The sequence below is a fragment of the Caenimonas koreensis DSM 17982 genome, assembly GCF_009646335.1.
GTDB lineage: Bacteria > Pseudomonadota > Gammaproteobacteria > Burkholderiales > Burkholderiaceae_C > Ramlibacter > Ramlibacter koreensis.
Genome location: NZ_WJBU01000009.1, coordinates 199,938 through 226,082, shown reverse-complemented (window position 1 = coordinate 226,082; position 26,145 = coordinate 199,938). Strand labels below are relative to the sequence as shown.

The 26,145-nt window shown below is 64.6% G+C and carries 25 protein-coding genes and 1 pseudogene; 10 read left to right on the top strand and 16 right to left on the bottom strand.

Annotated features, from left to right (window positions below; translation table 11 throughout):
* Window positions 1-7: 7 nt before the first annotated feature.
* Both GHT07_RS10675 and GHT07_RS10670 read left to right on the top strand, forming a co-directional pair.
* Complete coding sequence (locus tag GHT07_RS10675) at window positions 8-448, top strand: CopD family copper resistance protein (protein ID WP_153585052.1); 441 nt, start codon at window positions 8-10, stop codon at window positions 446-448.
* A gap of 14 nt (window positions 449-462) precedes the next feature.
* Window positions 463-870 (top strand): SirB2 family protein, encoded by a 408-nt coding sequence (locus GHT07_RS10670; protein ID WP_153585051.1) that lies wholly within the window; start codon window positions 463-465, stop codon window positions 868-870.
* A gap of 9 nt (window positions 871-879) precedes the next feature.
* On the opposite strand, the gene azu is transcribed toward GHT07_RS10670, so the two are convergent.
* The 4 genes from azu to nirK all read right to left on the bottom strand — a co-directional run bounded on the left by azu (window position 880) and on the right by nirK (window position 5,892).
* Entirely contained in the window at window positions 880-1,314 is a 435-nt protein-coding gene (azu, locus tag GHT07_RS10665; RefSeq protein ID WP_228488281.1) for an azurin, read from the bottom strand.
* A 97-nt stretch (window positions 1,315-1,411) separates the two neighbouring features.
* Window positions 1,412-3,694, bottom strand: a complete 2,283-nt coding sequence (locus GHT07_RS10660) for a nitric-oxide reductase large subunit (RefSeq protein WP_153585049.1) — start codon at window positions 3,692-3,694, stop codon at window positions 1,412-1,414.
* A gap of 14 nt (window positions 3,695-3,708) precedes the next feature.
* Window positions 3,709-4,386, bottom strand: a complete 678-nt coding sequence (ytfE, locus tag GHT07_RS10655) for an iron-sulfur cluster repair protein YtfE (protein WP_153585048.1) — start codon at window positions 4,384-4,386, stop codon at window positions 3,709-3,711.
* 24 nt (window positions 4,387-4,410) lie between these two features.
* Entirely contained in the window at window positions 4,411-5,892 is a 1,482-nt protein-coding gene (nirK, locus tag GHT07_RS10650; RefSeq protein ID WP_153585047.1) for a copper-containing nitrite reductase, read from the bottom strand.
* A gap of 148 nt (window positions 5,893-6,040) precedes the next feature.
* On the opposite strand from nirK, the gene norR reads away from it, so the two are divergent.
* Window positions 6,041-7,600, top strand: a complete 1,560-nt coding sequence (norR, locus tag GHT07_RS10645) for a nitric oxide reductase transcriptional regulator NorR (protein WP_153585046.1) — start codon at window positions 6,041-6,043, stop codon at window positions 7,598-7,600.
* A gap of 36 nt (window positions 7,601-7,636) precedes the next feature.
* Here the strand turns inward: norR and GHT07_RS10640 are convergent, their stop codons facing one another.
* Both GHT07_RS10640 and GHT07_RS10635 read right to left on the bottom strand, forming a co-directional pair.
* Window positions 7,637-8,995, bottom strand: coding sequence for an MBL fold metallo-hydrolase RNA specificity domain-containing protein (locus GHT07_RS10640; protein WP_153585045.1), 1,359 nt, complete (start codon window positions 8,993-8,995; stop codon window positions 7,637-7,639).
* 92 nt (window positions 8,996-9,087) lie between these two features.
* A complete protein-coding gene (locus tag GHT07_RS10635) occupies window positions 9,088-9,894 on the bottom strand; it encodes an MgtC/SapB family protein (RefSeq protein WP_153585044.1) in 807 nt (268 codons plus the stop codon).
* A 155-nt stretch (window positions 9,895-10,049) separates the two neighbouring features.
* On the opposite strand from GHT07_RS10635, the gene GHT07_RS21740 reads away from it, so the two are divergent.
* The gene (locus GHT07_RS21740) at window positions 10,050-10,217 is read left to right on the top strand and encodes a hypothetical protein (RefSeq protein ID WP_194792900.1); all 168 of its coding nucleotides are present in this window, start codon (window positions 10,050-10,052) and stop codon (window positions 10,215-10,217) included.
* Window positions 10,218-10,728: 511 nt separating this feature from the next.
* On the opposite strand, the gene GHT07_RS10625 is transcribed toward GHT07_RS21740, so the two are convergent.
* Entirely contained in the window at window positions 10,729-11,541 is an 813-nt protein-coding gene (locus GHT07_RS10625; RefSeq protein ID WP_153585043.1) for an NYN domain-containing protein, read from the bottom strand.
* Between the two features lie 653 nt (window positions 11,542-12,194).
* On the opposite strand from GHT07_RS10625, the gene GHT07_RS10620 reads away from it, so the two are divergent.
* The 5 genes and pseudogenes from GHT07_RS10620 (at window position 12,195) to GHT07_RS10600 (ending at window position 16,210) form a co-directional block, all read left to right on the top strand.
* Window positions 12,195-13,025, top strand: coding sequence for a DUF932 domain-containing protein (locus GHT07_RS10620; RefSeq protein ID WP_153585042.1), 831 nt, complete (start codon window positions 12,195-12,197; stop codon window positions 13,023-13,025).
* Window positions 13,026-13,125: 100 nt separating this feature from the next.
* Window positions 13,126-14,160, top strand: a pseudogene (locus GHT07_RS10615) (ParB/RepB/Spo0J family partition protein); the annotation flags it as partial.
* Between the two features lie 214 nt (window positions 14,161-14,374).
* On the top strand, window positions 14,375-14,818 hold the full coding sequence (locus tag GHT07_RS10610) for a hypothetical protein (protein ID WP_194792899.1): 444 nt from the start codon (window positions 14,375-14,377) through the stop codon (window positions 14,816-14,818).
* Between the two features lie 351 nt (window positions 14,819-15,169).
* Entirely contained in the window at window positions 15,170-15,634 is a 465-nt protein-coding gene (locus GHT07_RS10605; RefSeq protein WP_153585039.1) for a helix-turn-helix domain-containing protein, read from the top strand.
* Window positions 15,635-16,210, top strand: a complete 576-nt coding sequence (locus GHT07_RS10600) for a PIN domain-containing protein (protein WP_153585038.1) — start codon at window positions 15,635-15,637, stop codon at window positions 16,208-16,210.
* A 33-nt stretch (window positions 16,211-16,243) separates the two neighbouring features.
* On the opposite strand, the gene GHT07_RS10595 is transcribed toward GHT07_RS10600, so the two are convergent.
* Entirely contained in the window at window positions 16,244-16,792 is a 549-nt protein-coding gene (locus GHT07_RS10595; protein ID WP_153585037.1) for a YggT family protein, read from the bottom strand.
* A gap of 53 nt (window positions 16,793-16,845) precedes the next feature.
* Between GHT07_RS10595 and GHT07_RS10590 the strand changes: the two genes are divergently transcribed.
* Entirely contained in the window at window positions 16,846-17,478 is a 633-nt protein-coding gene (locus tag GHT07_RS10590; protein ID WP_153585036.1) for an LON peptidase substrate-binding domain-containing protein, read from the top strand.
* 23 nt (window positions 17,479-17,501) lie between these two features.
* Here the strand turns inward: GHT07_RS10590 and GHT07_RS10585 are convergent, their stop codons facing one another.
* Genes GHT07_RS10585 through GHT07_RS10550 form a run of 8 tightly spaced genes read right to left on the bottom strand, consistent with a single transcriptional unit; the run spans window position 17,502 to window position 26,114 of the window.
* Window positions 17,502-19,307, bottom strand: a complete 1,806-nt coding sequence (locus GHT07_RS10585) for a polysaccharide biosynthesis protein (protein WP_323740885.1) — start codon at window positions 19,305-19,307, stop codon at window positions 17,502-17,504.
* Entirely contained in the window at window positions 19,308-20,792 is a 1,485-nt protein-coding gene (locus GHT07_RS10580; protein WP_323740884.1) for an aminotransferase class I/II-fold pyridoxal phosphate-dependent enzyme, read from the bottom strand.
* On the bottom strand, window positions 20,789-21,424 hold the full coding sequence (locus GHT07_RS10575; protein WP_323740883.1) for a NeuD/PglB/VioB family sugar acetyltransferase: 636 nt from the start codon (window positions 21,422-21,424) through the stop codon (window positions 20,789-20,791). The genes GHT07_RS10580 and GHT07_RS10575 overlap by 4 nt, the downstream gene beginning before the upstream one ends.
* Before the next feature lie 26 nt (window positions 21,425-21,450).
* Window positions 21,451-22,605, bottom strand: coding sequence for a UDP-N-acetylglucosamine 2-epimerase (gene neuC, locus GHT07_RS10570; RefSeq protein WP_323740882.1), 1,155 nt, complete (start codon window positions 22,603-22,605; stop codon window positions 21,451-21,453).
* The gene (neuB, locus tag GHT07_RS10565; RefSeq protein WP_153585034.1) at window positions 22,602-23,636 is read right to left on the bottom strand and encodes an N-acetylneuraminate synthase; all 1,035 of its coding nucleotides are present in this window, start codon (window positions 23,634-23,636) and stop codon (window positions 22,602-22,604) included. Before neuB ends, neuC begins: the two co-directional genes overlap by 4 nt.
* The gene (locus tag GHT07_RS10560) at window positions 23,630-24,418 is read right to left on the bottom strand and encodes an SDR family oxidoreductase (RefSeq protein WP_153585033.1); all 789 of its coding nucleotides are present in this window, start codon (window positions 24,416-24,418) and stop codon (window positions 23,630-23,632) included. Before GHT07_RS10560 ends, neuB begins: the two co-directional genes overlap by 7 nt.
* Window positions 24,415-25,107: an acylneuraminate cytidylyltransferase family protein gene (locus GHT07_RS10555; RefSeq protein ID WP_153585032.1), complete on the bottom strand. Its 693-nt coding sequence runs from the start codon at window positions 25,105-25,107 to the stop codon at window positions 24,415-24,417. Before GHT07_RS10555 ends, GHT07_RS10560 begins: the two co-directional genes overlap by 4 nt.
* Window positions 25,104-26,114 (bottom strand): Gfo/Idh/MocA family protein, encoded by a 1,011-nt coding sequence (locus tag GHT07_RS10550; protein WP_153585031.1) that lies wholly within the window; start codon window positions 26,112-26,114, stop codon window positions 25,104-25,106. Before GHT07_RS10550 ends, GHT07_RS10555 begins: the two co-directional genes overlap by 4 nt.
* Window positions 26,115-26,145 lie beyond the last annotated feature (31 nt).

Here is a 26,145-nt window from a genome sequence, read left to right as displayed (position 1 = left end):
ATTGCCCATGAGCTACGGCGTTCTGCTGGTGCTACACCTGCTCGCTGCCATCGCCTTTGTGGGCACGGTGTTCTTCGAGGTGGTGATGTTGGAGGGTGTGCGCAAGCACTTGCCCCAGGAGACGATGCGCGCGGTCGAGCGCGCCATCGGCGACCGCGCCACCGCCGTGATGCCCTGGGTGCTGCTGACACTGTATGCGGCTGGCCTCGGCCTGGCCTGGCAACACCGCGCAGCGCTGACGCAGCCGCTGGCCAGCAGCTTCGGGCTGCTGCTCACGCTCAAGATCGCGTTGGCCCTGAGCGTGTTTGGGCATTTCGCCACGGCCATGGTCTGGCGCCGCCGGGGCGTGCTGGGAGATCAGCGTTCACGCCGGCTGCACCTGAGTGTCTTCTGCCATGTGCTGGCCATCGTGCTGCTGGCCAAGGCCATGTTCTACCTGCAGTGGTGAGGAGGAATAGGGGGATGGCACTGGCCGATCACTATCTCCTGATCAAGGCCGCGCACGTCGGGCTCGCGATGCTCAGCGGAGGCCTCTTTGCCGGCCGGGGCGTGGGCGTGCTGTTGGGCGCTGAGATGCCCATGTTGACTCCCGTCCGTCGGCTGAGCCAGGTGATCGATACCGCCTTGCTCGCGGCCGCTTTGCTGCTGCTGGCGACCTTGCAGCTCAACCCCTTCGCCACACCGTGGCTGCTGACCAAGCTCATGCTGCTGGTGGCCTACATCGTGTTGGGCACGATGGCGCTGCGGCGAGCGCGGACCCTGAGGGGCAAGGCACTGGCGTTTGCCGCAGCCCTCACGTGCTTCCTGATGATGTTCGCCATCGCCAGGACCCACGACCCGCTGGGATTCCTGCGGCTCGTGGGCCTGTGATGAACGTGATTACTTCGACAGCGTGAGCGTGCCCTTCATGATGGACGCGTGGCCCGGGAAAGAGCAGAACCAGGCATAGCTATCTCCAGCCTTGAGCTTGGAGACGTCGAAGCTGACCGAGTCGGTTTCACCGCCGCCGATGACCTTGGTGTGCGCGATGACCCGTGCATCCCCGGGCTTCACATAGGCCTTGTCCAGCCCGGCGGGAATGCCGTCGGCCGCCACGCCCTGTGCATCGGACGCCTTGCTCAATACCCAGTTGTGGCCCATGGCGACCTTGGGAAGCTTGCCCACGTGCTTGAGCTTGACGTTGAACTGCTTGCAACTCGCTGGCACCGCGATGCTGCTCTTGTTGAACTGCATGGCGTCGTTGCTTTCGATTTCCACATCGCACGTGGCGGCCAGCACGGGGCCGGCCGCCAGTGTGGTCAGCATTGCGGCCATTAATGCTCCTACGGTGTATCTCATCTTCATTGTTCTCTTTCAGTTGAATTGAACTCTTTTGCCGGGCTGCGGCACAGATCGACCGCAGCCCGGACCCTCAAACCCGTGCCTGACCCAGGCGCTGTCCAGGCTGTTGCTGCGGGGCGTCCTTGGCCCACAGACCCAACACCACCTGCAGCGCCATCGCGATGGCGCCGCCGATGAATACCACGTCGCCGAAGGTGCGCACCCAGCGCAGGTTCTGCAGCAGTGGCTGCTGCATGAATTCCTCGCTGCGTGCGTACCACAGGCCTTCGCTGACGCTGGCGTGAAACTGGATGATCCCGATCGGCAGCAGGCTGGTGAAAATCATCAGCACCAGGCCGACATTCAGACCCCAGAAGGCGGTCTTCATCAGCGGTGCGCTGAACTGGTAGTCCGGACGCAGGTAGCGCAGCACCAGCAGCGTGAAGCCCAGCGCCAGGAAGCCGTACACCCCGAAGAGCGCGGCGTGCGCGTGCACTGGCGTGGTGTTCAGGCCCTGGATGTAGTACAGCGAGATCGGCGGGTTGATCATGAAGCCGAAGACACCGGCGCCCAGCATGTTCCAGAACGCCACGGCGACGAAGCACATCAGCGGCCACTTGAGGTTTTCCATCCAGGGCGCGCGTGCCTTCAGGCGCCAGTTCTCCCAGGCCTCATGGCCCAGCACGATCAGCGGCACCACCTCCAGCGCACTGAAGCTGGCGCCGACGGCCATCACCGGGGTGGTGGTGCCAGCGAAATACATGTGGTGGAAGGTGCCGGGAATGCCGCCCAGCATGAAGAGCGAGGCCGAGGCCAGGCTGGCTGCCGTCGCCATACGCGCAGACACCAGGCCGAGCGTGGCAAAGATGAAGGCCAGCGCCGTGGTGGCGAACACCTCGAAGAAGCCTTCCACCCAGAGGTGCACCACCCACCAGCGCCAGTATTCCATCACCGAGAGGTGGGTGCGCTCCCCGTAGAAGAGGCCCGCGCCATAGAACAGGCCGATGGCACCCACCGAGGCCGTGAGCAACGCCAGCAGGTTCTTGTCGCCCCCGGGCTTCAGGAGCGCCGGCACCACGCCGCGCAGCATCAGCACCAGCCACAGCAGGATGCCCACGTACTTGCCGATCTGCCACAGGCGCCCCAGGTCGACGTACTCATAGCCCTGATGGCCGAGCCAGAAGTTCCACTCGGGCGGCATCACCTGCGCGATCGCCAGGTAGTTGCCGGTGAAGGAGCCCACGACCACGGCGACCAGCGCCCAGAACAGCACATCCACGCCGAGCTTCTGGAACTTCGGATCCTTGCCGCCGTTGATCAGCGGTGCCAGGAACAGGCCCGCGGCCAGGAAGCCGGTGGCGATCCAGAACAGCGCGGCCTGGATGTGCCAGGTGCGGGTCAGCGAATAAGGGAACCACCGCGAGACGTCGATGCCATAGAACTGCTGTCCCTCGACCGTGTAGTGCGCGGTGAAACCGCCGATGAAGACCTGGAAGACGAAGAGCGCCACCACCAGGAAGAGGTATTTGCCCAAGCCTCGTTGCGATGGCGTGAGCGCAAAGGTGGTCAAAGGGTCGCGCGCAGCGGGTGCCGGCAGTGGTTCTTCGTGGTTACGCAGGAACGCCCACGCCCAGACGAGAAAGCCCACGCCGGCCAGCAGCACCACGATGCTGGCGATGGACCAGACGATGTTCTCGCTGCTCGGCTGGTTGCCGATCAGGGGCTCGTGCGGCCAGTTGTTGGTGTAGGTGACCTTTTGCCCCGGTCGCTCGGTGGCTGCAGCCCAGGCGGTCCAGAAGAAGAACTGCGTCATCTGCTGGCGCCGCTCGGCACTGGGCAGCGTGTTCTCCTTCATGGCGAAGTGCTCCCGGCTTTTCTGAAGCGCGGGCGCGTCGGAGAACAACTGGTCGTAATAGGCAGCGGTTTGTGCGATGGCCTGGACACGGTGCGCCGAGAGTTTCAGCACCTGCGCGTCATCGACGCGGTTGGAGCGGTATTCAGCCTTGAGCTGCTCGCGCAACGCGGCCTGCGCGGGGCCATCGAGCGCCGCATAGGCCTTGCCGTGTACCTGCTGCGCGGCCAGGTCGAGCCAGGCGGTCAGCTCGCGATGCAGCCAGTCGGCCGTCCAGTCGGGCGCCTGGTAGGCGCCGTGGCCCCAGATCGAACCGAGCTGCATGCCGCCCACCGACTGCCAGGCCGTCTGGCCGTCGAGGATGCCCTCGCGGTCGAACAGCACCTTGCCATCCGGGGTGGTGACCTGCGCCGGGATCGGTGGCGCCTGCCGATAGACCTCGCTGCCGTAGTAGCCCAGCAGCGAGAAGGTGACGATCAGCACGCCGATCAGCGTGAACCAGAGTTTCTTGTACGAGCCCATGGGTTTCTCCTTGGTCAATGCACGGCTGCCGGCGCGAAGCGCTCGAACAGGATGTTGTTTTCGGTGTGGATGTGCGCCATCAGGTCCTGGCGGAAGGTCCGCAGGCCGGCGTAGAGCGCACGCCAGGTGGTGCAGGCCGCGCGCGGCGCGGTGATGCCATCGGTCAGTTCTTCCATCCTGCGCAGCGCGACGCCGTGGTCGTCGTGTTCCATGCGCATGACGGTGATCGGGGCGCCGGCCATCGCGCCATGGCCGCGCGCGATCATGGGGAACAGCACGTCTTCCTCCTTGCGCATGTGGCTCTCCAGCTCCTGCGCCATGGCCGAGAGATGTTCGGCCAGACCAGCCGGACAATCAGTGCGCTCGCCATGCACCTGCTCGACCTTGCGCGCCAGGCGGATGAGTTCGGGCAACTGCTCGCGGTGTACCGCGTGGAAGCGGGTCAGGATGTGGTCCACCAACTCGGTGGGCGTCGCCTGGTCCCAGTCGCGCTCGCCATCCTGCGCGCTGCGGCATTGCAGGGACTGCAACTCCAGCACGATCGGAGCGGGATCCACTCCAGCCGCCGCCGCGGCCGAGCGCAGCGACTGGTTGCCGCCGCAGCAGAAGTCGAAGTGATGGGCGTCGAACACGCGCGTGGCACCGGAGATGCGTCGCGCGAGCTGCCCCAGGGATTGGTCAATGAGTTCCATCGTGGGCTCCTTTTCGTCGGGGGGTTAAAGGGGGCCGGCCTTGTAGACGCCGGGTACCGGCACGCCGGTGACTTCGAGTACACCGACAGCACCTTTGCCGGCGCGCGACAGCGCGTGGTCCACCAGCAGATAGCTGCCCGGGTGCTGGACCTTGATTTCGACGATGGTCGCGCCGCCCGGGGCGACGAGCGTGGTCTGCACGTCGTGCTTGATGCCGCTGAACGAGCCTTCGCTGTACACGGTGTCGAAGATTTCGCCGATGACGTGGAACGACGAGATCTTGTTGGGGCCTCCGACGCCGAAGTAGATGCGCACCGTCTCGCCCACCTTCGCCTGCAGCTTGTGGGTCTTGCTCAAGGCGCCGACCTCGCCATTGAACACGTAGTAGTCGGGGAGTTCGTTGGCCATCTTCTCGAGATCGGCCTCCTGGTGCACCTTGGCGCCGTGCGGCCGGCCCGTGTACATCTCGCCCTGCATCACGTAGTACTCGCGGTCTACCTTGGCCAGGCCCCCTTCGGGCTCCACCAGGATCATTCCGTACATGCCCGCCGCGATGTGCTGCGGGACCAGCGGCGTCGCGCAGTGGTACACGTACAGACCCGGGTTGAGCGCCTTGAACGTGATGGCCTTCTCCTGGCCGGGGGCGACCTGGGTGTGCTCGCCGCCGCCGTGGCCGCCGGTCACGGCATGCAGGTCGATCGAGTGGATCATCTTGCTGTCGCGGGCGTTGGCCAGGGTCAACTCCACCGTGTCGCCCACGCGGGCGCGCAGCATCGGGCCTGGCACCTGGCGGTCGAAGGTCCAGTAGGTGAAGCTGGTGCCGTCATCGAGCTTGCCGGGCAACTCGACCGTCTCCATGCGGTACTTCAGCGTCTTCGGTGCCCGCGTACCGATGGCCGCCGGCACCCCGGCTGGGTTGGCCGCCACGCTGACGGCAGACGGGTCCGCCGCGCGCTGCGGCACAGGGGCGGGGGTGTAGAGCGCGAGTGCCGCCTGGCTCGAATCGGTGTTCGCGGCGGGCACGGTCCCCGCGTCGGCAACCGCAGTCCCGCTCACCTGGAGTTTTCCCTCCATGCCGATCTGCCGGTGGCCGGGAATCGAGCAGTAGTAGGTGAAGGCGCCCGAGCGCGGCACCTTGAAGCGCAATGTGGTCTTGCCGGTGCCGGCGCTGAACTTGGCCGAGGCGACGTTCAGTTCGGGAATCACCAGGTCGTGCTCGGCGCCTTCGCCGCTTTCCAGCACGATCTCGATCGTGTCGCCCGCGTTGGCCGAGAGCGTGGGGTTCACTTGACCCTTGTCGTCGACAAAGACCATCTTGCCGTCGACGATGTTGGTGTGCAGGTCGTAGCGCTTGGTCGCTGCAGGCTGGGCTGCCGCGGTCGCGGTTCCGGAGGATGCCGCTGCGTTGTGCATCGAGTGACCTGCAGGCTGTGCCTGCACGGACAGGGTAACGCCCAGGAGGCAGATGGCAGTGGCAATGGCGCTAGAGCTGAGGGTGCGTTTCATGTTGCTTTCCTTGGTCGGATGCCGGTTCGGCGCTATCACCAATGCGAGTCGCATGCCACAGGAAATCCCATAAAAATCAATAGGTTGAAAACACAATGGTGCTATAGACCATGCTTTATCAGGGTTTCATTTACCATCCAGGGTGTCCATGACCATTTCCGCCATCCAACTCCTTCTCGTGGCCGACCTCGTGGCTGACCTGCCGGTGGCGGTACGTCTGCAGCGGCTGGTGGGCAGCCTGCGCGTGCATTTCGGATGCGGAGCTGTCGCCTTGCTCAAGCTGGAGCAGGAGCACCTACGGCCGGTGGCGGTGGACGGGCTTTCCAGTGACGCACTGGGACGGCGCTTCGCGGTCAAGGACCATCCGCGCCTGGCGGCCATCCTGCAACGGCGCGGCGTCACCTGTTTCCACCACGATAGCGTGCTGCCCGATCCCTACGATGGTCTGATCGCCGAACGTGCGGGAGAGCCGATGGCGGTGCACGACTGCATGGGCATGGCGCTGGACGTGGAGGGCGAGCGCTGGGGAGTGATCACGCTGGATGCGCTGGAGGTCGGGGCCTTCGGCGCGCAGGCCCAGAGTGACATGGCCGAGCTTGCCTGCGCGGTCGAGGCTGCGGTGCGGGTGACCCGTCTTGAATCGGAGATTCGCGGCCTGCGATTGTCCGCCGGCGCCTTGCCTGCGGGTGCGCCGGAGCAACGCGAAGACAGCGAGATACTGGGCCAGAGTGAAGCCATCACGCACCTGCTGCACGAGTTGCAGGTGGTGGCCGATTCCGAGCTGCCGGTGCTGTTGCTGGGGGAGACGGGTGTGGGCAAGGAACTGTTCGCGCACCGGCTGCACCGGCTGTCGCGGCGTGCGTCCAAGCCGCTGGTGCACGTGAACTGCGCTGCCTTGCCGGAATCATTGGCGGAGAGCGAACTGTTCGGCCATGCGCGCGGAGCATTTTCTGGCGCGGTGAACGACCGGCCCGGTCGTTTCGAGGCGGCAGAGGGCGGCACGCTGTTCCTGGACGAAGTGGGTGAGCTGCCACTGTCCATCCAGGCCAAGCTGCTGCGCACGCTGCAGAACGGCGAGATCCAGCGCCTTGGGGCCGACCGGCCGCGGCGGGTGAACGTGCGCGTGATCGCGGCCACCAACCGAAGTCTGCGCGAGCATGTGCGCGACGGATCGTTTCGTGCGGACCTGTACCACCGGCTGTCGGTGTATCCGATTCCGATCCCGCCGCTGCGCGAGCGGGGCAACGACGTGCTGCTGTTGGCCGGGCGCTTTCTGGAACTCAACCGGGCACGGCTGGGTCTGCGCAGCCTGCGGCTTTCGGCTGCGGCCGAAGAGGCCTTGCGCCGCTACCGCTGGCCGGGCAATGTGCGCGAGTTGGAGCATGTGATCAGTCGCGCGGCGCTGAAGGCGGTGAGCCGGGGCGCCAACCGCAAGGATATCGTGACGCTGGAGGCGGACATGCTGGATCTCGATGCACTGGAGATGGCCGAAGGCGCAGTAGCGGCCGGTGTCGACCAAGCTGTCGGTGCACCCGGTGTGTCGCGATCCGTAGCCCCCCTGCACGAAGTCGTGGAAGCCAGCCAGCGTAAGGCGATCCGGGAGGCACTGGCATTGCATCAGGACAACTGGGCTGCGGCAGCGCGCACATTGGGATTGGATGCCAGCAACCTGCACAAGCTGGCGCGACGGCTCGGACTCAAGAAGTAGCCGGCGGCACGGCGGGCCTGCGGCTCTCCAGACCCATCACAGTGTGTACTTCCTGTTCTGCAATGGCACGGTTGCATCCCAACCCAGTTCGCGCTGGATGCGTTCTCGCAAGGCCTCCGAGGCCTCAGGCTCACCGTGGACGATGAACACCCGCTTGGGAGCACGCTGGAAACCGGATAGCCAGCGCAGCAACTCGCCAGCATCGGCATGTGCGGACAGCATGGGCAGTTCCGCCACATCGGCGCGCACGTTGATCCATTCGCCGTGAATCTTTACCTCCCGCGCGCCTTCCAATAGCTTGCGCCCGCGCGTGCCGGCGGCCTGGAAGCCTGAAAACAGCAGCGTGTTGCGGTGGTCGCCCGCGAAGGCGGCGATGTGGTGCAACACACGCCCCCCGGTGGCCATGCCGCTGGCCGAGATGATGACCTTGGGGAAGCGATTGGCGGACAAGGCCTTGGATTCCTCCACCTCCTTGACGTAGGTGACCGCAGCGCAGGCAGCTTCGTAGTCGCGCGCGGTGAGCTTGTGCTCGCCCGCGTGCTCATGCAGGAGCTGCGTGGCGCTGCCCGCCATCGGACTGTCGAGGTACAACGGCACGTTGGCCAGCCTGCCGGCCTGGCGCAGCAGCCACAGGTGGTGGATCAGGGACTGCGCCCGGCCGACCGCGAAGGCCGGAATCACCACAGTGCCACCGCGCTGCACGGTGCATTCGATCACGCGTCCGAGTGCCTCCACCGGGTCCGCGACATCGTGACTGCGGTTGCCATAGGTCGATTCGATGACGACATAGTCAGCCTGCGGCACCGGCTCAGGGTCGTGCATCACCGCATCGTTGTAGCGTCCCAGATCGCCAGAGAAGACGATGCGCTGGCCCCCGATGTCGATCTGTGCTGTCGCTGCGCCCAGGATGTGGCCAGCGCGGCGCAGGAGCAATGTGGCGCCACCGGGAATGGCGACGCTGTGGTGCAGTCGCACGGGCGCAAAGGCCGCGATGGCACGCTCGACTTCGCGCACCCCGTACAGTGGCCGTGCGGGTGCGTGCCTGGAGAAACCATGCCGATTCGCGAAGTCCGCATCCTTTTCCTGCAGGTGCGCGCTGTCGCGCAGGATCAGCTCAGCGACGTCGCGCGTGGCCGGGGTCGCATAGATCTTCCCGGAAAAGCCATCGTGCACCAGCTTGGGCAGGTAGCCCGAATGGTCAAGGTGCGCATGGGTGAGCACAACCGCATCGATGTCGCGGGGGTCGATGGTGAGTCGCTCCCAATTGAGCTCGCGCAAGTTCTTCAAACCCTGGAATAAGCCGCAGTCGATCAGCAGGTGGGTGTCACCATGGGAGAGCAGGTGCTTGGAGCCGGTGACGGTGCCGGCTCCGCCCAGACTGGTCAAGGTAAGCATGGGAAGCCTTTTGTGTGGATGGTCATGATGCGTCGATGCGCGGCAGAAGAGGTCGCTTGGCGCATCCGATCTTCAGATTTTCGCGTGCTGCTTCAGGCCTTGGACACCATGAACGCAGTGAGGGCGGCCGCGGTCATCGCTGCCGCAAAGCCAAAGGTCACGCGCCATCCCAATGCCGTTCCGCCGATGAGCCAGGAAAGAAGGGTTTTCATGGTCATGTTGGCCACCACCGCTAATCCGGCAGCGATCGTAGCGGCTTGGGTGGGCAAGGCTCCCTGGCCGTTCATGTGCATCACAGTCAGCAGGATGGCATCGACGTCGAGCAGGCCGGACAACAGCGACAGGGCATACAAGCCCGCATCGCCCATCCATTGCTGCGCGGCCCGCGTCAGCAGCGCCAGCACGCCGAGAAGAAGGCCGAAGCCCAGCGCGGTGCTCAGATCGAAGACATCCCCCGCATCGGTGGCTGGTGTTGTCGCTTCGGATTGCGCCTCGGACGGCAACCGCAAGAACGATGCGCCGAGAAGCGTTGCCGCGCCAACGACCATCGCAGCGCCCATGGAGCTCCAGAGCGCAGGTTGCAGAAGCAGAACCAGCGCGGTCATCCGCAGAAACATCATTGCCGAGGCGGCCAGAATTCCGGAACTGGCCGCCCGCAGGATGGCAGGGTCCTTGCGGCAGCGGCGTGCCAGCGCCAAGGTCGCCGCCGTCGAAGAAGCCAGTCCGCCAAGCAAGCCGGTCCAAAAGATGCCGCGGCTGGGTCCCGTCCATCGAATAGCCAGGTGGCCACACAGCGAAAGACCGGCGATCAAAACCACTGCCCACCAGAGGCGGTACGGATTGAGTGCCTCGTACGGGCCAAAGCCGCGGTCCGGCAGCATCGGGAGGATGCCCTTCACCGACACCTGTCAGGGTGTCGACTACTGGTCTGACGACTTGCCCTCGCAGACGCGACTACTTGTGTGCCACGATTACAAGGCAACGGAAAGGGATCACTATGCTTGGGAGACCACCGTGGAGGACGAGCGCTTGCGGAACGTGCACGTGCCAGGGGGTGAGCGCCGAAGAGTTCGTGGCCATGTGCGAAAGACGGGACACCGCATTGTCAGCACCCAACCTGCTGCTGCCGTCCATTCAAGTCAACATCCGAGCGGGGCGGCTGCCTGCAGCCGAATCCAGTGGCGTGCGCTACCTGAAGGTGCCGATTCGTCTGGCGACATGAGCCAACGCATTGCGTCCGCGCATCGGCTCCAGTGGCTTGGGCCATCACCCGGCTGAGTTGCTCTTGCAGCGCCAAAAGCCGCTGCTTCTCTTGCGCGACTTCTCTCTTGTCCTCAATCCAGTTCATCGAGGGCAAGAAAATGCCTCGCGCGGGAGCTCTCGGCTTTGGAGCCCCTGTCGGTTCTTGATTCGCTTCGTCTGTAATGGCTTGCTCCTGAAGTTGGAGCCTTCACGATAGGCAGAGCGTGCGGCAGTCGCCAGTCGAAATGGGCGCAAAGATGGGCTGATTTCGCCATCAGCTCAAAGACCGACATTCAGCGCGGCTTGACCACTCGGCTGCCCGGAGCCATCTTGGGCCATTATGCTTCTGTCGAAGACGCTTCGGCAGGCGACAGCACCGATGGGAACGCGCGTGCTAGATCACCTGATCGTCGCAAGCAGCACGATCGTGCCGATGGACGGATGTGGGCCATGCAGCGCCTGCAGCCTGCGGCCCCATGCGACTGGACGCCCTACACGTTCGGTGCTTCGCTTCCTTCCACAGGCGTGTCGGTCTTCGGCGCCAGACTCACAGACCAGTGACCACCTTCTTCCTGGCGGGGGATCAGCAGGTCGTAGCTCTTGAGCATGTTCAGCAAGCCGGAGTGACCGTAGGTCTGCGGCGAAAAGGCAGGGTCGGTGCGCTTGAGGTATTGGCCCAACACGCCCAAGCCCACTTTGCCTTCGGACGTGTCGCTGGCCAGCAGTGACACGGCTTCGACCACGAAGCGAGGTCGGCGCTTGATGGCCGGCTTCGGTGCTTCGGGCTTCGGCGCCTCCGCTTTGACGGGCTCGACCTTCACCGCTTTGGGGACGGCTTCAGCGGCGGCTTCGGCAGGTGGTTCGGGGCGTGTCCATTCGAAGAACTGGTCGCTTGCGTTACGCAGCGCGTCGGGCGTTTTGGGTTCGCCCACGATGCAGACTGTCGCGCCGCGCTCGCGCAACTTGCGGCACAGGTACGCGAAGTCGGAGTCGCTGGTGACCAGGCAGAAGGTGTCGGCTCGCTGGTCGAAGAGCGCCTCCAGTGCATCGAGAGCCAGAGCGATGTCTGCAGTGTTCTTGCCCGCGGCGTACTGGTATTGCAGGCAAGGCGTGAAGGCCAGGCGCACCAGCGCTTCCTGCCACTTGTGGGCGAGCGTGCCTTGGTTGCCGTAGCCACGCCGAAGGACGACACGGCCGAACTGGGCCACCATGCGCAGCGCGTGTTCGAGGATGTCTGGCGAAACGTTGTCGCAATCGACGAGGACGGCGACACGGGTTTCGGTGGTGGGTGACAGGTTGCTCATCCGGATTTCTGCTTCTTGGAAATGAACGTTCACAGACAGTAACGGATTTCGGGCGTCCCGGCCAAGGAGCCGTGGCCGGCCGCGCTGTCGTGCTGCGCATCGAGCCACCTGCGGCGTCTCGCCCCATTCGGGCTTCCATCATTCCCTCGCGCTGCTCGGCTGACGCCTGTCGCCCTTAAGAGCCTGCGCGCTGCGCTTGCCTCCAGGGGATCGGCTGTGCAGCCCATCCCCGCCGCGCTGCGCTTGGCGCCCCTGCAGGCCCGCCGAACAGGCTGCGCCTGATCGGCCTTCGCGCCTGGCGGCGCTGCGCGCTTCGCTTGCGTGGTGCCGGCGCCGAGAGCGGACGTTGCCGCAGTCGCCGTCTTTCCTGAGCCCATCACCTTGTTCGCGACTGTAGCCCGCGGCCGGGTGCCGTCAAGGCGCGCAGGGCCGTGTCCTCGGCTGCGCCTGCGGGCCGCACCAACCCTGCGCTTGTCTCCTTGACGGCCCCCGTCCACGGGCTCCCTTTCGTCGCGGGCGATGAACTCAGGAAAGACGGTGGCAACGAGGCCGACCTGGGACTTCGCGCCGACCCCACCGGAAGTCCGAAGAGGGCTCTGAATCTAGGAATCCGGTCGGGGTTCTTCAACAGCCAACTTCATTGGAGAAAGACCATGCAACTCGCTTCCCGTTTCGCACCGCGCTCGCCGGTGCTGCGCTCCGAACATCCCCTGTCGGATGACCAGATCAGGGCCGTGGCCCCGTCCATCTTTGCGGAGTCTCCCCACGAAAGCCGATCCGAGCGGTACAGCTACATCCCCACCGCCACGGTGTTGCACAAGCTGCGCGGTGAAGGCTTCCAGCCCTTCATGGTGTGCCAGACCCGCGTGCGCCACGACGACAGGCGCGAGTTCACCAAGCACATGCTGCGGCTGCGCCACGCCAGCCAGATCACCGCCCGAGGTGTCGCCAACGAAATCATCCTGCTCAATTCGCACGACGGCACCAGCAGCTACCAGATGCTCGCGGGCGCCTTCAGATTCGTTTGCCAGAACGGGCTGGTGTGCGGCGACACCGTGGCCGATGTGCGCGTGCCCCACAAAGGCGACGTGGCCGGGCAGGTCATCGAAGGGGCCTATGAAGTCCTGAACGGCTTCGAGCGGGCGCTGGCGTCCCGCGAGGCCATGCAGGCCATCACGCTGAACGATGGCGAATCCCAGGTGTTCGCCCGCGCCGCGCTGGCCCTCAAGTACGACGACGAGAGCAAGCCCGCGCCCATCACCGAAATGCAGGTGCTGACGCCGCGCCGCTTCGACGACCGCAGCCCCGACCTGTGGAGCGTGTTCAACCGCACACAGGAAAACCTCATCAAGGGCGGCTTGCAGGGCCGGGCCACCAATGGGCGGCGCCAGAGCACCCGCCCCGTGCAGGGCATCGACCAGAACCTGCGCCTGAACCGCGCGCTGTGGCTGCTCGCCGATGGCATGCAGCGGCTCAAGGCCTGAACCCCCGAAACCCCACGCGGAGGGGCCATCACGCCAACACGGCCCCTTCGTTCTTCGCTCCGTTGGCTTGTCCGTTTCTTCACTCGATAGGAGTTTCATCATGAACACCGCAACCCTTCACGAAACCACCGCCATCGCCGCCGCCTTGCAGACCGTGGCCGCCATCGGCGCGGGCCAGAGCCTGCTGCTGATTCCGCTGTCGCGGCTGCGCCCGTCCTCGCGCAACGTGCGCAAGAGCGGCGGCACGTCGATCCCCGAACTGGCCGCGAGCATCGCGCGTGTGGGCCTGCTGCAAAACCTCACCGTGGTGTTGTCTCCGGATGGCGAGCATTACGAGGTGGTCGCCGGCCGGCGGCGCCTCGCCGCGCTCAAGCTGCTGGTCAAGCGCCGCAAGCTCGCCAAGGACCATGAGGTGCCGTGCCTGCTGGTGCCCGATGCGGCGGCGCGCACTGTCAGCCTGACGGAGAACGTGCAGCGCGAAGCCATGCACCCAGCCGACCAGTTCGAGGCGTTCGCCGCGCTCATCAAGGAAGGCCGTCCCATCGAGGACGTGGCCGCCGATTTCGGCGTGACGCCACTGGTGGTGCAGCGCCGCCTCAAGCTCGCCAACGTCTCGCCCCGGCTGCTGGCGGACTACCGGGCGGACGCCGTGACGCTGGACCAGTTGATGGCCTTAGCCATCACCGACGATCACAAGGCGCAGGAAAGCGCCTTCTACGACTCGCCGCAGTGGCAGCGCAGCCCCGATGCGCTGCGCGATCACCTGACGCAGGAGGAAATCGATGCGGGCCGCGATCCGGTGGCCCGGTTCGTTGGGCTGGACGCCTACGAGCGGGCGGGCGGCGGCTTGCGCCGCGACCTGTTCGCCGATGAGCAGAGCGGCGTGTTTCTGGCCGATGCCGTGCTGCTGGACGCACTGGCCCGCGACAAGCTCGCTGCCGTGGCCGAGGACGTGCGCGCCGAGGGCTGGGGTTGGCTGGAGGCGGTGCCGCGTGCCACTTACGCTGACCTGCACGGCTTCCAGCGCGTGCGCGCTTCGCGCCGCGAACCGGGCAAGGCCGAGGCCAAGCGCATCGCCAAGCTCGAAGCGGAGCAGGCCAAGCTGCAGGGGCGGCTGGACGACGAGAACGAGGCCATCGGCAACCGACGAGCTGCACACGCTGCATCCGCTGGTCACTCAGGCCCGGTGGCTCTTTGGACCTGAGTTCGACAGCAGCGAATACGCCTCCAACGTAAGCCTGCGAACGGCCACTGCAAAGATTTTCGGCAAGCGCGTTTCCACCACTGCTTTTGCCAACGCTAGGCAGCGGCCCGACATTGTGTCGCTGGCCGATGCGACTTGCTCCGTTGTGGGCACCGAGGCATTTGACTCGGTGAACTCCAGTTTGATGCGCATCCAGGACGTGCTGATCATCGAGCTCAAAAAGGGCAAGTCGGCCATCGGGCGCGAAGAGATGAACCAGGCTGACGGCTACATCCAAGACTTTCTGGGCAGCGGCGCGTTGGACGGCACGCCCACGTTCAGAGCCTTTGTCGTCGGGTACGAGATCGCGCCAAAGACCGCTCGAGAAAAGGAAATCAAGGAAGAGAGTGTTCTTCGCGGCAAGGTGATGGCGACCACCTACGGGCAGCTCACCAGAACGGCGCATCAGCGGCTCTTCCGCCTCAAAGAGCGGATTCCGGCGCGGTATGAAGACGTGTCGGGCGCCGACCTCTCGGCCAGGGTCATGCAGACGGCGACGCAAGCCCCTCTGTCGCTTGTCTCGACAAGCGTTGATCAACCTGAGGCGTAGTGTGGGCCATGGCCCAGAAACGAGGCGGCTCTCAGTCATTCCGCCCAGTACCGCAAAACAAAGCAATTTGGGACATGCGAGCAGCTGTTGCTTTTCTGCGACCGTACCCTGACCCGTACCCTGAAAAATTTGTAACTGCGCGGAAGCTACGAAAATAGGCGCTTTCTGGGGTTTTTGCGATTCCGCACCAGTTTCCCAAAATTGAAGAGGGTTAGCAGCTTGCTGGTTGCTGACCCTTTTTTGCTTTTCTGTCGTTCTTCTTCCTGCCAGCCAGCCGTTGCGAATATTGCGTTTAATGCGTATATTTCGTTCTAGGCGTTAGCGTAGCGCCTGCGTTTCAAAGGACCTGTCATGACCCAGATACTCGACCCCGCCAGCGAGATGGAGGCGGAAATGGCTGGTGCCGCGACTGCGTGTCTGGTTGCGGCCCTGGATCACTCGAAGGCGAAGGCTGTCAGGGTGACCATCGAAGTGGATCGGGACGACAAGGGCGAGCCCCCGGTGCTGGTCTTGCCTCCGCGCGCGTTGCGCTTCCTGGCCGACGTGCTGCGCCAGATGGCCAAGCGCGAGCCCATGATGCTCGTCCCACAGAAGCTGGAGCTCACGACGCAGCAGGCTGCAGCGCTCCTGAATGTGTCCCGCCCCTTTGTGATCAAAGAGATCGAAGCGGGACGGCTGAAGTGCCGGCTGATCAATCGACATCGGCGCATCGAATTCGAAGAACTCATGCGTTACAAGGAGGAACAGAAGCAACGTTCCGCCGGTGCCCTCAAACGCTTGAATGACCTCTCCCAGGAGATGGGCGAGGAGTTGTGATTGGCGGGAAGTGCACAGTACACAGCAGTCCTCGATGCCAATGTCCTGTATCCGGCGTTGCTGCGGGACGTGCTTCTCAGTCTTGCCGATGCAGATTTGTATAGCGCCAAGTGGTCAGTCCACATCCGCGAGGAGTGGACACGCAGCCTTCTGAGGGACCGGCCCGGTATGCGAGTTCAGATTGCCGCCGCTGCGCAAGCCATGGAGGACGCGATTCCTGATTGCCTGGTCTGCGGCTATGAACACCTGATCGAGGGCTTGCAGCTTCCGGACGCTGATGACCGCCACGTGCTGGCAGCCGCAATCACCGGCCATGCGGACGCGATCGTCACGTGGAACGAAAAGGACTTCCCCAAAGAGGTCCTGGATCCGTTCGGCATCGAAGTGCAGACGCCCGATGAATTCGTTCTGAACCAGCTGATGCTGGAGAAGTTCACCGCGCTCGCCGCCCTCAAGAGAATGCGTGAGCGGTGGGCACGGCCCCAGTACAACGCGACAGCATTGGTCGCCCTCTTGGAAAAGCGTGGACTGCCGCAGACTGCCGCCCACCTGCGCGACGTCGTGGCACTCCTCTAGCTGGCTTACCGCGAGCCAGTTTGCATTTGGCCCCTACCGCAACACCGCCGCCTGCAAATACCCCAACACAATCGCCGCAATCTGCAGCGCCACTAAAAAAGCCAGCGGCGACAGGTCAATTCCGCCCACCAGCGGAATCAGCTTGCGCCAGGGCCGCAGCAGCGGCGCGCACAGCTTGTCGATCACATCGGCCATCGGCGAATCGGCCTGCACCCACGACAGCACGGCGTACAAAATCATCAGGCCTATCAGGCCTGAGATCACCAGCCGCAGCACGCCAAAGATCGCCAGCACCGGCAGCATCTCCAGCCCGCCCATGCGGCCCATCAGCAGCCACAGCAGCCCGAACTGCGCCAGCTCGATGAGGTACACGGCCACCAGGCTCGACGTATCGACCTTGCCGATGGCAGGCAGCACTTTGCGAAGCGGCAGCACGATCCAGTCAGTGAGCGCAAACACAAAGCGGCCGATCGGGTTGTTGAAGCCGATGCGCTGGTATTGCATGTACAGCCGCAGCAGGCAGGCACCGCCGAAGAGGCCGGCGATGACATCGAGCAGGAAGGAAAGGATTTGGTAGGCCATCAAGCTCGCATCAGTAGGTCGTGGGATGATAGCGGCCAGAACGAGCAACCCCTATGTCGTCGTCCCTCACCTTGCAGTCTTTGCCGCTGTTCCCGCTGGGCACGGTCCTCTTCCCGGACGGGGTGCTCCCTCTGCGGATCTTCGAGGTGCGCTACCTCGACATGATCGGCCGCTGCCACAAGGCAGGCGCACCGTTTGGCGTTGTTTCGCTCACGCAGGGCAACGAGGTGCGCCAGCCCGGCAGCACCGAAGTGTTCTCCGCCGTCGGCACGCTTGCGACCATCAGTGATTACGAGGCGCCCCAGCCCGGCCTGATGGTGATTCGCGCCCTTGGCGCGCAACGCTTCAAGATCACGTCGCGCGACCAGCTCAAGCACGGCCTGTGGATCGCCGATGTGGAGGCGATGTCACCCGACATGGTCGTGCCCGTTCCTGATGACCTGAAGAACACCGCCGACGCGCTCGCCCGGCTGATCCAGTCGCTCGAACAGCGCGTGGATGCGCCGGGCCAGATGCCGATTCAAGGCCCATGGAAGCTCGACGACTGCGGCTGGGTTGCCAACCGCTGGTGCGAGCTGCTGCCCTTGCCCGTGCAGCTGAAGCAGCGCCTGATGGAGCTCGACAACCCCCTCGTGCGGCTGGAACTGGTGAGTGATGTGCTCGCGCGCACGGGCATCGCGAACTGATCAGCGCAAACCGCCGCTGCACGTTACCGCGCGTCGTACTCCGGCACTTGCGAGCGCAGCCAGTCGCGCACGGCTTCACGCGTCGGCAGCGGCCCGGCTTCATTGATCCAGCGCGTCACGCCTGCGCTGTCGGGTAGCTCCACACTCGTCTTCGCGATGCGCAACTTTGGGTGCGGCGTGGGCTGCGTCGTCTCGTCGTCGGCCAGCAATTCCTCGAACAGCTTCTCGCCCGGGCGCAGGCCGGTGTAGGTGATCGGAATTTCCTGCTCGGTGCGGCCCGACAGGCGAATCAGCATGCGAGCGAGTTCGACGATCTTCACCGGCTCGCCCATGTCCAGCACAAAAATCTGGCCCGAGCGCCCCATCAACCCCGCCTGCAACACAAGCTGCGCAGCTTCGGGAATGGTCATGAAGTAGCGAACGATGTCCGGGTGCGTCACCGTCACCGGCCCGCCGCGGGCGATTTGCGCCGTGAATAGCGGCACAACCGACCCGCTGGAGCCGAGCACATTGCCGAATCGCACGGACACGTACTGCGTGTCCGCAAACTCCGCAGCAACCGACTGCACCATCAACTCCGCGAGCCGCTTGCTCGCGCCCATCACGTTGGTCGGGTTCACCGCCTTGTCGGTGGAGATCATCACGAAGCGGCGCGCGCCGCACTCGCCCGCGATACGCGCAGCGTTCACCGTGCCGAGCACATTCGTGCGCAGCGCCTCGATTTCGTTGAGCTCTTCCATCAGCGGCACGTGCTTGTAGGCGGCTGCATGAAAAATCACCGCAGGCCTGTGCTTCATCGCGATGGCACGCACACGATCAGCTTCGCGGATGTTCGCCGTGTAGTAGCTGCCCGGCATCTGCGGATGCGCGTTGCGCAGCTCCTGCTCTAGCTGGTACACGGCAAACTCGGACACATCCACGCAGATCAGCCGCCCCACACCAAAGCGCGCAACTTGCCGGCACAACTCCGAACCAATCGAGCCACCTGCGCCCGTCACCATCACCGTCTGACCAGACAACAGATCGGCAAGGCCTGCGGTATCGAGCTGCACAGGCGTGCGGCCCAGCAAATCTTCAAGCTCGATGCGGCGCGGCTCGCCGCCGTTCGCAGTGAGCCATTCGTCAGGCCGCGGCATGGTCAGCAGCGTGATGTGCGAACCAGCGGCGCTAAGAAGCGCCTCATGCCGCTCGGCTGAACCCGCAGGGCTTGCAATCAACGCCGCATCAGCCTGCGCCATCGCGCAGACATCAGCGATGTCGCGTGCCGGGCCGAGCACGCGCACATCCTGGATCGACTTGCCCACCTCACTCGCGACGGGTGAAGCGATGCCAACAGGCTCCCACTGGTGCGAGCCCTTGAGCGCACGCAATGCATCGGCTGCGTCCTGCAACGAGCCGACGATGACGACACGCCTGCCAATGCCGCGCGCGAGCGTCTTGCGTTCGATGAAAGTACGCCAACCGGCACGCGCCGCACCGAGCAACACCAGCGCAATGAGCGGCTGCAGGATGAGCACCGAGCGCGGGAACGACGGCACGCGCAGCATCAGAATCGCGGCGGCCGTCAGCAACGCGCCGGCCATGATGCCGGTCGCGAGCTGGCGCAGTTCAGGCAAGCCGATGTAGCTCCACACCTGCCGATAAACCCGCGCGAACGACAGGCCTGCCGCGTAGCCCGCCAGCGCCCACGGAATCGAATACACGGCCATGCGCGCATATTCATCCGGGATGTCGAAGTTAAATCGCAGCCAGAACGCGGCCCAGCCGGCCAGCAGCACCAGCAACAAATCGACCACCAGCAGCACGAACGAATTGCGCGACAGCTGCACTCACGCCCCCACTTGCGCGAGTGCGCGCCGCAGCTGCTCGATCACGCGCGCCTGCTGGTCGTCAGTGAGGTTCGAGCCCGAAGGCAGGCAGATGCCCGATTCGAACAACCGCGCGGCCACATCACCACTTTCATGCGCGAAGAACGGCGCCCCGCGATACAGCGGCTGCAGATGCATCGGCTTCCACACCGGCCGCGCTTCGATCGAATGGCGTTCGAGAAACTGCAGCAACTCAGCCTGCCTGCGCGCGAGATCGCCACCCGGCAGTGTGAAGCAGCTGAGCCAACGTGTGGAGCGCATGCCCGCAGGCTCGGGCATCCATTCGATCGCGCTGCCCGCGAGCGCGTTGCGATACGTCTCGAACACCTGGCGCCGTTTCGCGACCCGGTCGTCGAGCACGCGCAATTGGCCGCGGCCGATGCCGGCCAGCACATTGCTCATGCGGTAGTTGAAGCCGATCTCGGTGTGTTCATAGTGCGCAGCCGGCTCTCGCGCCTGCGTCGAGAGCTTGCGCGCACGCACGACCAGCGCTTCATCGTCAGCCACCAGCATGCCGCCGCCCGACGTCGTGATGATCTTGTTGCCATTGAACGAGAAGATGCCGATGCGGCCAAAGCTGCCACTCGCGCGGCCCTTGTAAGTGGCACCCAGCGACTCCGCCGCGTCTTCAAGCACCGGCACGCCATAGCGCTCGCAGATCGCCACGATCGCATCCATGTCCGCGCTCTGGCCATACAGGTTGACCAGGATCACGCAGCGCGGCATGCGGCCTTCGCGCCTGGCCCATTCGAAGGCGCGCTCGAGCGCCTGCGGGCACATGTTCCAGCTCTCGGGCTGCGAGTCGATGAACACCGGCTGCGCGTTGCAATAAAGAATTGGATTCGAACTGCCGACGAATGTGAGCGACGAACAGAACACCGTGTCGCCCGCCTTCACGCCCAGCAAAATCAGCGCGAGATGAATCGCCGCCGTGCCCGAACTCACCGCTGCCGCATGGCCCACGCCAACGTAAGCCGCCAGCTCACGCTCGAAGCCATCGACGTGCGGGCCGAGCGGCGCGATCCAGTTGGTTTTGAAGGCGTCTTCGACGAACGCGGTCTCTTCCTCACCCAGGTGCGGCGACGAAAGCCAGATGCGCTGCGACATCTCACGGCGCAGCATCACGTCCACGGCGCGGCCCTGCTTGTCGATCACGGGCAAATGGTCGATCTGGTGTTTATCGAGCAAGGCCATGCCGGCTGCGAGATTGGCGTCGATGCCAATACTGACCGGCGTTTGTGCAGGCAAAGCGGAGATGGGCGACTGCTCACTCGTGTGCAGCAATGCGGCGCGCCGCAAGTCACCATCAGTCAACGTGCGAAGCAGCGTTCCATCGGGCGCGGTCACCAGCAGCACGCCACGGCCTGTCGTGTTCAGGCGCACGAGCGCATCGTGCAACGTGCAGCTCGCTGGGACGCACAGCGCGATGAAGTCTTCGCCCGTCATTGCAGCCTGCGCGCCGGAACGCCAGCGTAAGTGCCCGGCTCGTCGATGTGATCGACCACCACGGCGCCTGCGCCAATGGTCACGTCATCAGCGATGCGGATACCCGGCAGCACCGATGCGCCAGCGCCGACCAGCACACGCTTGCCGATGGAAACACCGCCGCCCAAAGCCGCGCGAGGCGCGATGTGCGAGAACTCGCCGACCACCACATCGTGATCAACCACTACGCCGTGATTGACGATCACCGACGTACCCAGCGAAGCGCCAGGCGCCACCACGGCCTGGGCCGCGATGAAGCAGCCGGGCGCGAGCGTGGCGAATCTGGAGATGGAAGCCGTGGGATGCGTCACCGTTGCCAGCGCCCCCGCACGCAGCGCAGCGCACTCGCGCTCACGATGCGCCGCCTTGCCGATGGCCACATGCACCGGCACGCCCACGGCCATGGCCTGGGCGATCGGCATCAGCATCACGCCATGCAACAGCTCGCCGCTGCCACCATGTGGCAGGTCACCACCACTGCGCGCCGGATCACGGTCACACGCAAACACGCGCGACCATTGGCCGCCCGCCAGCGCCGCATCGGCAACCACGCGGCCATGCCCGCCCGCGCCCAGAATCAGCAAACTTGCCACTGCAGATGCCCGTCAGGAATGTTGAATCAATAACTGTTGAATTTCTCGAGGAGATGCGGGCCAGCCGGCAATGACGCCAGCAATGCAGCGATGCGCTCGCCCGCCTTCCCATCGCCCCAGAGATTGTCACACGGCCACCGGCCGTGAGCCACTGCCGCACGCACCGCGCTTTCGATAGCGCCGGCCTCAGGCTGTACGTCTGCGACATTCGCATTGCGCTCACGCAGCTGCTGCCTGTCGCCGATGTTCACCACCGGTGTGCCGAATGTGGCCGCTTCGATGATGCCGGCGGATGAGTTGCCCACCAGCACTTCGCAATGCCGCAGCGCCGCGGCGAACTGCGCGCGTGGCAGGTGCCGCAGCCTTACGGAGCCTGCAGGCAGCGCCGACTGGCCCAGTGCATCCAGTGCATCAAGAATCGCGAGCGAACCGGCATCGGCGTTCGGGTCGAGCCAGAGCACCGGCAGTCCCACCCGGCTCAGCGCCGCGATCACAGCCTCGGTCTGTACGCGAGATTGATCAGCCTGTTGCACAACCGGATGGAACATCGCGAGCACGAAAGGCCCATCGCCGGGCAAGCCGAGTGCGCACACGCTGTCGCTGCGCGGCACATCGCCCAGTGCAGCGAGCCCATCGAGCCCCGGCGCCCCGGTGACGAACACACGCGCCTCACTCTCACCCATGCGAACCAGCCGCTCGCGCGAGCCTTGCGTGGCGACGAAGTGATACGTCGCGAGCTTGCTGATCGCATGCCGCATCGGCTCGTCCACCGTGCCGGAGCGTTCACCACCGTGGATGTGCACGCACGCCACACCCGTATGCAGCGCGGCAATGGCACCCGCGAGCATCTCGCCGCGATCGCCGAGCACGATGAGAAAGTCTGGCTGCTCACGCACCAGCATGTCAGTCACGCCGCGCAGGCAATCCGCCAGCGCAAAGGCCATGCCGGGGCCGGTGCGGTTGTCCATGTCGAGAGGAATTTCTGCGCACACAGGCAAGCCGCTCGCGCGAACCTCATTCACCGTCTCACCGTGATCGCGGCTCAGGTGCATGCCCGTGACAGCGATCTTCAAGTCGACGCCAGGTGTCGCGGCCACACGATCGAGCGTGCTGCGCAGCAAACCGAAATCGGCGCGCGTACCGGTGAGGTACACCAGCCGCCGCACGCGTGCGTCACTCACTTCGGTGCCCCGCCTTCGAACTGGTCCCATTGCAAGACGCTGTTTTTCGCAATCGGTTCCCGCGCGACATGCCCGACTAGCAGCGGCAATTCACGCGGTGCGATTCCGGTGGCAGGTCGGCGGCACATGAGCATCGCTTCAGTCACCTTCGTGCCAGCAGCGATGTCCACGGCGGCGGCCACGCTGCGGCGCGCCACACGCGCCGTATCGCGCTCCTGCGCGGTAGGCACCTTCACGCCGTCACCCAGCATCGCGCTCACACGCCGGATGCCATCGACCATGCGCTTGAATTCACCGGGCTCCAGCGAAGCGCTGTGGTCCGGCCCCGGCAACGCGCTGTCGAGCGTGAGGTGTTTTTCGATCAAGGTCGCGCCGACGCACACAGCCGCAATCGATGCCTCGATGCCAAGGCTGTGGTCCGAATAGCCGACCTGAACACCCAAATCGCGGGCCATCGTACGAATGGCTTCCAGATTCAGCGATTCATCCGGCGCCGGATAAGCCGACGTGCAATGCAGCACCGTCACGCCCTCCAGATCGCCGCGTGCGCCGCGAATCCATTGCAGCGCCTCGTGGATTTCATCCATCGTCGCCATGCCGGTGGAAATGATCAGCGGCATGCGTTGCTTCGCAGCGTGTTCCACCAGCGCGCGATGCGTCAATTCACCCGACGACATCTTCAGCCGCTTGACGCCCAAGTCCACCAGCATGTCGACGGCATCCACGGAAAACGGTGTCGAGAAGAACTCGATGCCGATCTTGTCGCAATGCGCCTTCAGCTTCTGGTGCTGCGAGCGCGACAGCTCCAGCGAGCGAAGCATCGCGAACTGGTCGGTGCTGCCCGTCTGGCGTTCCTGGTATTGCGCGGTCGGTGCACCGGGCACGACGAGGTCTTCCGCGCGGAAAGTCTGGAACTTCACCGCGTCAGCGCCTGCATCCAGCGCCTCTTCGCACAGCTGCATCGCCATGCCCAGGTCACCGTTGTGATTCACGCCCGCTTCGGCGATCACGAAGACATGCCGATTCACCATGCTGTCCAGCCCCCATCCACGACAAGGTTGTGCCCCGTCATGTATTTCGACGCGTCGCTCACGAGAAAACGCATCGCGTTCGCCATGTCGTCCGCCTGCGCCATGCGGCCGAGCGGCGCGCGGCTGGAATAGTTTTCTACGAACGTGTCGTTCTGCCCGCTGAACACGCCACCCGGCGTGATCGCATTCACGCGCACGCCCTTTGCGCCCCAGTAACTCGCGAGGTATTTCGTCAGGCCCCACAGCCCCGCCTTGCTCGCGGAGTAGATGGCCGGTGTGTTGATCGCGCGGCCCATGTACTGCGAGCCTTCGTAGATGCGCTGGTCCGGCGCGACGATGCCGTAGATCGACAACGTGTTCACGATGCTTCCCTTGCCGCGCGCGGCCATGCCCGCACCGAACGCCTGCGCACACAACATCGCGCCGGTGAGGTTCACGCCCATCACCTCGTTCCAGTCGGCGAGCGGAAACGTTTCGAAGGGCTCGAAGAAGTTGTCGGACTTGGTCGCTGCGTTGTTCAGCAACGCATCAGCGCTGCCCCACTTCGCTTCGAGCACCGCGCGGGCCGCCTTCACCGATTCGGGGTTTGCAACATCAGCCACGCAATGCATCAGCGAGTCGCCCTGGGCACCCAGCTTGTCCTGCATCAGCCCTGCATCGCGATCAATCGCGAAAACGCGCGCGCCCGCCTCAAGAAAATTACGCGTGACCTCGCTGCCGATGATGCCGGCGGCGCCGGTCAACACCACTACTTTGCCGTCGAGGCGGAATGCGTCGCTCATGCGAGTCCTTTTCGTTTCATCAGCAGCTCGACAATGTCGAAGTCGATGGGGTGGTCGATGTCGATGGACCGCTCGCGCGGCATCACATGCAGTTTGATTCGCGGGTGTGCCCACAGCGATGAAGCGAGCGTGCGGCGATGCCACACGTAGATCGACGCATTCATCGCATACACCTTGGGCGCGAGCTGCCTGCCCGCGACTTCGCTCGTTGGCGGGCACACACGCTCGTAGAAACCATTGGCCTTTTGTTCGACCATGTTGAAATACGGATTCTTGTCCGACTCGTAGCCCGTGATCACGGCGTCGGTGTCATCCGTCAGCAATTCGGCGCAGGCGCGTATGTCGTCCATGTCGCGCAGGGGCGAGGTCGGGTCGAGGTCGATGATGCGCGTCACTGGCATTGCATTCGCCTCGACCCACTCGACCAAGTGCTGGATCACCGGTAGCTTGCCTGCCGTGGCGGTGGCGAGTTCTGCGGGCCGCACAAAGGGCACGGACGCGCCGTGTGCCTTGGCGACTTGCGCGATGGCCGCATCGTCCGTCGACACGAACACGCCTTGCGCCAGGCCGCATTGCAGCGCCTGCTCGATCGTCCATGCGATCAGCGGCTTGCCCATGAGCGGCCGGATGTTCTTGCCGGGAACGCCTTGCGATCCGCCGCGCGCACAGATGGTGATGATGGTGTTCATTGCGCCTTCATCCGCCATGCAGACGCTTCAAGATCGATCATCCATTGCGTGACATGCAGCGACTGCGCAAGCGAATAGCGCGTGGGTGTTGCGCTGCCGAGCGCGTTGAGCAGATCTTGCATCGCGAGCTTGTAAGTTGAGCCCATGTCCCAATCAGACGGCTGCGCAGGCAGGTCCAGCTTGCCGTCGCCAGTCTCCAGCGTGAGCGACTTGCCGACGATATCGAGCCGCAACGTGCCCTTGTCACCCACCACACAGTACTGGCGCACTGGCTTGCGGCTCGTGTAGTCGAGCGTGATCTGCACGGGCAAGCCGCTCGCCATCTGCAAGGTGATGGCAGCTGCGTCATCCGAATCGATTTGCAGCCCGCCGCTGCGGCCCGCTGCGGCCTGGCCGTGGGCAATATCGCCGAAGAGGTTCACGGCGCTGTCGAGCTCATGCACCAGGTCGAAGATCACGCCACCGCCCTGGTCGCGATGGGCGCTGTAACTCTCGCGGTAATCGCGGCCCGGCCGCCAGTCGGGCAGCCATTGGCCCACTTGCAGTGTTGCGATAGCAATGTGGCCTGCCAGCCCGTCGCTGATCGCCTGCTGCAACTTCTGCACCGCGCCCAGGTAACGCAGGTTGCAGCCGACGACGCTGGGCTTGGCCCAGCCCTGCGCGATGTCATTGCGCAGGAAGCGCAGCGCATCCGCGTTGGTGACGACAGGCTTTTCAATATAGAGCGCCTGCGCAGCATCCATCAGGATCGCCAGGTCATGCGCGTGCCGCGACGAAGCGCTGCACACCACTGCCAGTTGCGGCTTCCTTGCCAGCGCTGCCTCAACAGTCGGCACAACGGTGATGTCGTTCTGCCGGGCCCACGCCGCCGATTCATCGCTGCCGCACACCATGGCCAGCTGCGCGCCAGGCGCGAGTCCGCGCAGGTTCAGGGCATGGCGCTTGCCGATGGAACCTGCCCCGGTCAGCAGGACCCGCAGGGGCTCGTCGGCAGCTCGGTTTTGCATAATGCGAACATTATTTCACCCCCGGACCACC

Excerpts from the sequence above, each read along its gene's own strand:
- GHT07_RS10675 (WP_153585052.1), top strand. The coding sequence starts at position 8 with ATGAGCTACGGCGTTCTGCTGGTGCTACACCTGCTCGCTGCCATCGCC.
- GHT07_RS10670 (WP_153585051.1), top strand. The coding sequence starts at position 463 with ATGGCACTGGCCGATCACTATCTCCTGATCAAGGCCGCGCACGTCGGG.
- azu (WP_228488281.1), bottom strand. The coding sequence starts at position 1,314 with ATGGCCGCAATGCTGACCACACTGGCGGCCGGCCCCGTGCTGGCCGCC.
- GHT07_RS10660 (WP_153585049.1), bottom strand. The coding sequence starts at position 3,694 with ATGGGCTCGTACAAGAAACTCTGGTTCACGCTGATCGGCGTGCTGATC.
- ytfE (WP_153585048.1), bottom strand. The coding sequence starts at position 4,386 with ATGGAACTCATTGACCAATCCCTGGGGCAGCTCGCGCGACGCATCTCC.
- nirK (WP_153585047.1), bottom strand. The coding sequence starts at position 5,892 with ATGAAACGCACCCTCAGCTCTAGCGCCATTGCCACTGCCATCTGCCTC.
- norR (WP_153585046.1), top strand. The coding sequence starts at position 6,041 with ATGACCATTTCCGCCATCCAACTCCTTCTCGTGGCCGACCTCGTGGCT.
- GHT07_RS10640 (WP_153585045.1), bottom strand. The coding sequence starts at position 8,995 with ATGCTTACCTTGACCAGTCTGGGCGGAGCCGGCACCGTCACCGGCTCC.
- GHT07_RS10625 (WP_153585043.1), bottom strand. The coding sequence starts at position 11,541 with ATGAGCAACCTGTCACCCACCACCGAAACCCGTGTCGCCGTCCTCGTC.
- GHT07_RS10620 (WP_153585042.1), top strand. The coding sequence starts at position 12,195 with ATGCAACTCGCTTCCCGTTTCGCACCGCGCTCGCCGGTGCTGCGCTCC.
- GHT07_RS10605 (WP_153585039.1), top strand. The coding sequence starts at position 15,170 with ATGACCCAGATACTCGACCCCGCCAGCGAGATGGAGGCGGAAATGGCT.
- GHT07_RS10595 (WP_153585037.1), bottom strand. The coding sequence starts at position 16,792 with ATGGCCTACCAAATCCTTTCCTTCCTGCTCGATGTCATCGCCGGCCTC.
- GHT07_RS10590 (WP_153585036.1), top strand. The coding sequence starts at position 16,846 with ATGTCGTCGTCCCTCACCTTGCAGTCTTTGCCGCTGTTCCCGCTGGGC.
- GHT07_RS10580 (WP_323740884.1), bottom strand. The coding sequence starts at position 20,792 with ATGACGGGCGAAGACTTCATCGCGCTGTGCGTCCCAGCGAGCTGCACG.
- neuB (WP_153585034.1), bottom strand. The coding sequence starts at position 23,636 with ATGGTGAATCGGCATGTCTTCGTGATCGCCGAAGCGGGCGTGAATCAC.
- GHT07_RS10560 (WP_153585033.1), bottom strand. The coding sequence starts at position 24,418 with ATGAGCGACGCATTCCGCCTCGACGGCAAAGTAGTGGTGTTGACCGGC.
- GHT07_RS10555 (WP_153585032.1), bottom strand. The coding sequence starts at position 25,107 with ATGAACACCATCATCACCATCTGTGCGCGCGGCGGATCGCAAGGCGTT.
- GHT07_RS10550 (WP_153585031.1), bottom strand. The coding sequence starts at position 26,114 with ATGCAAAACCGAGCTGCCGACGAGCCCCTGCGGGTCCTGCTGACCGGG.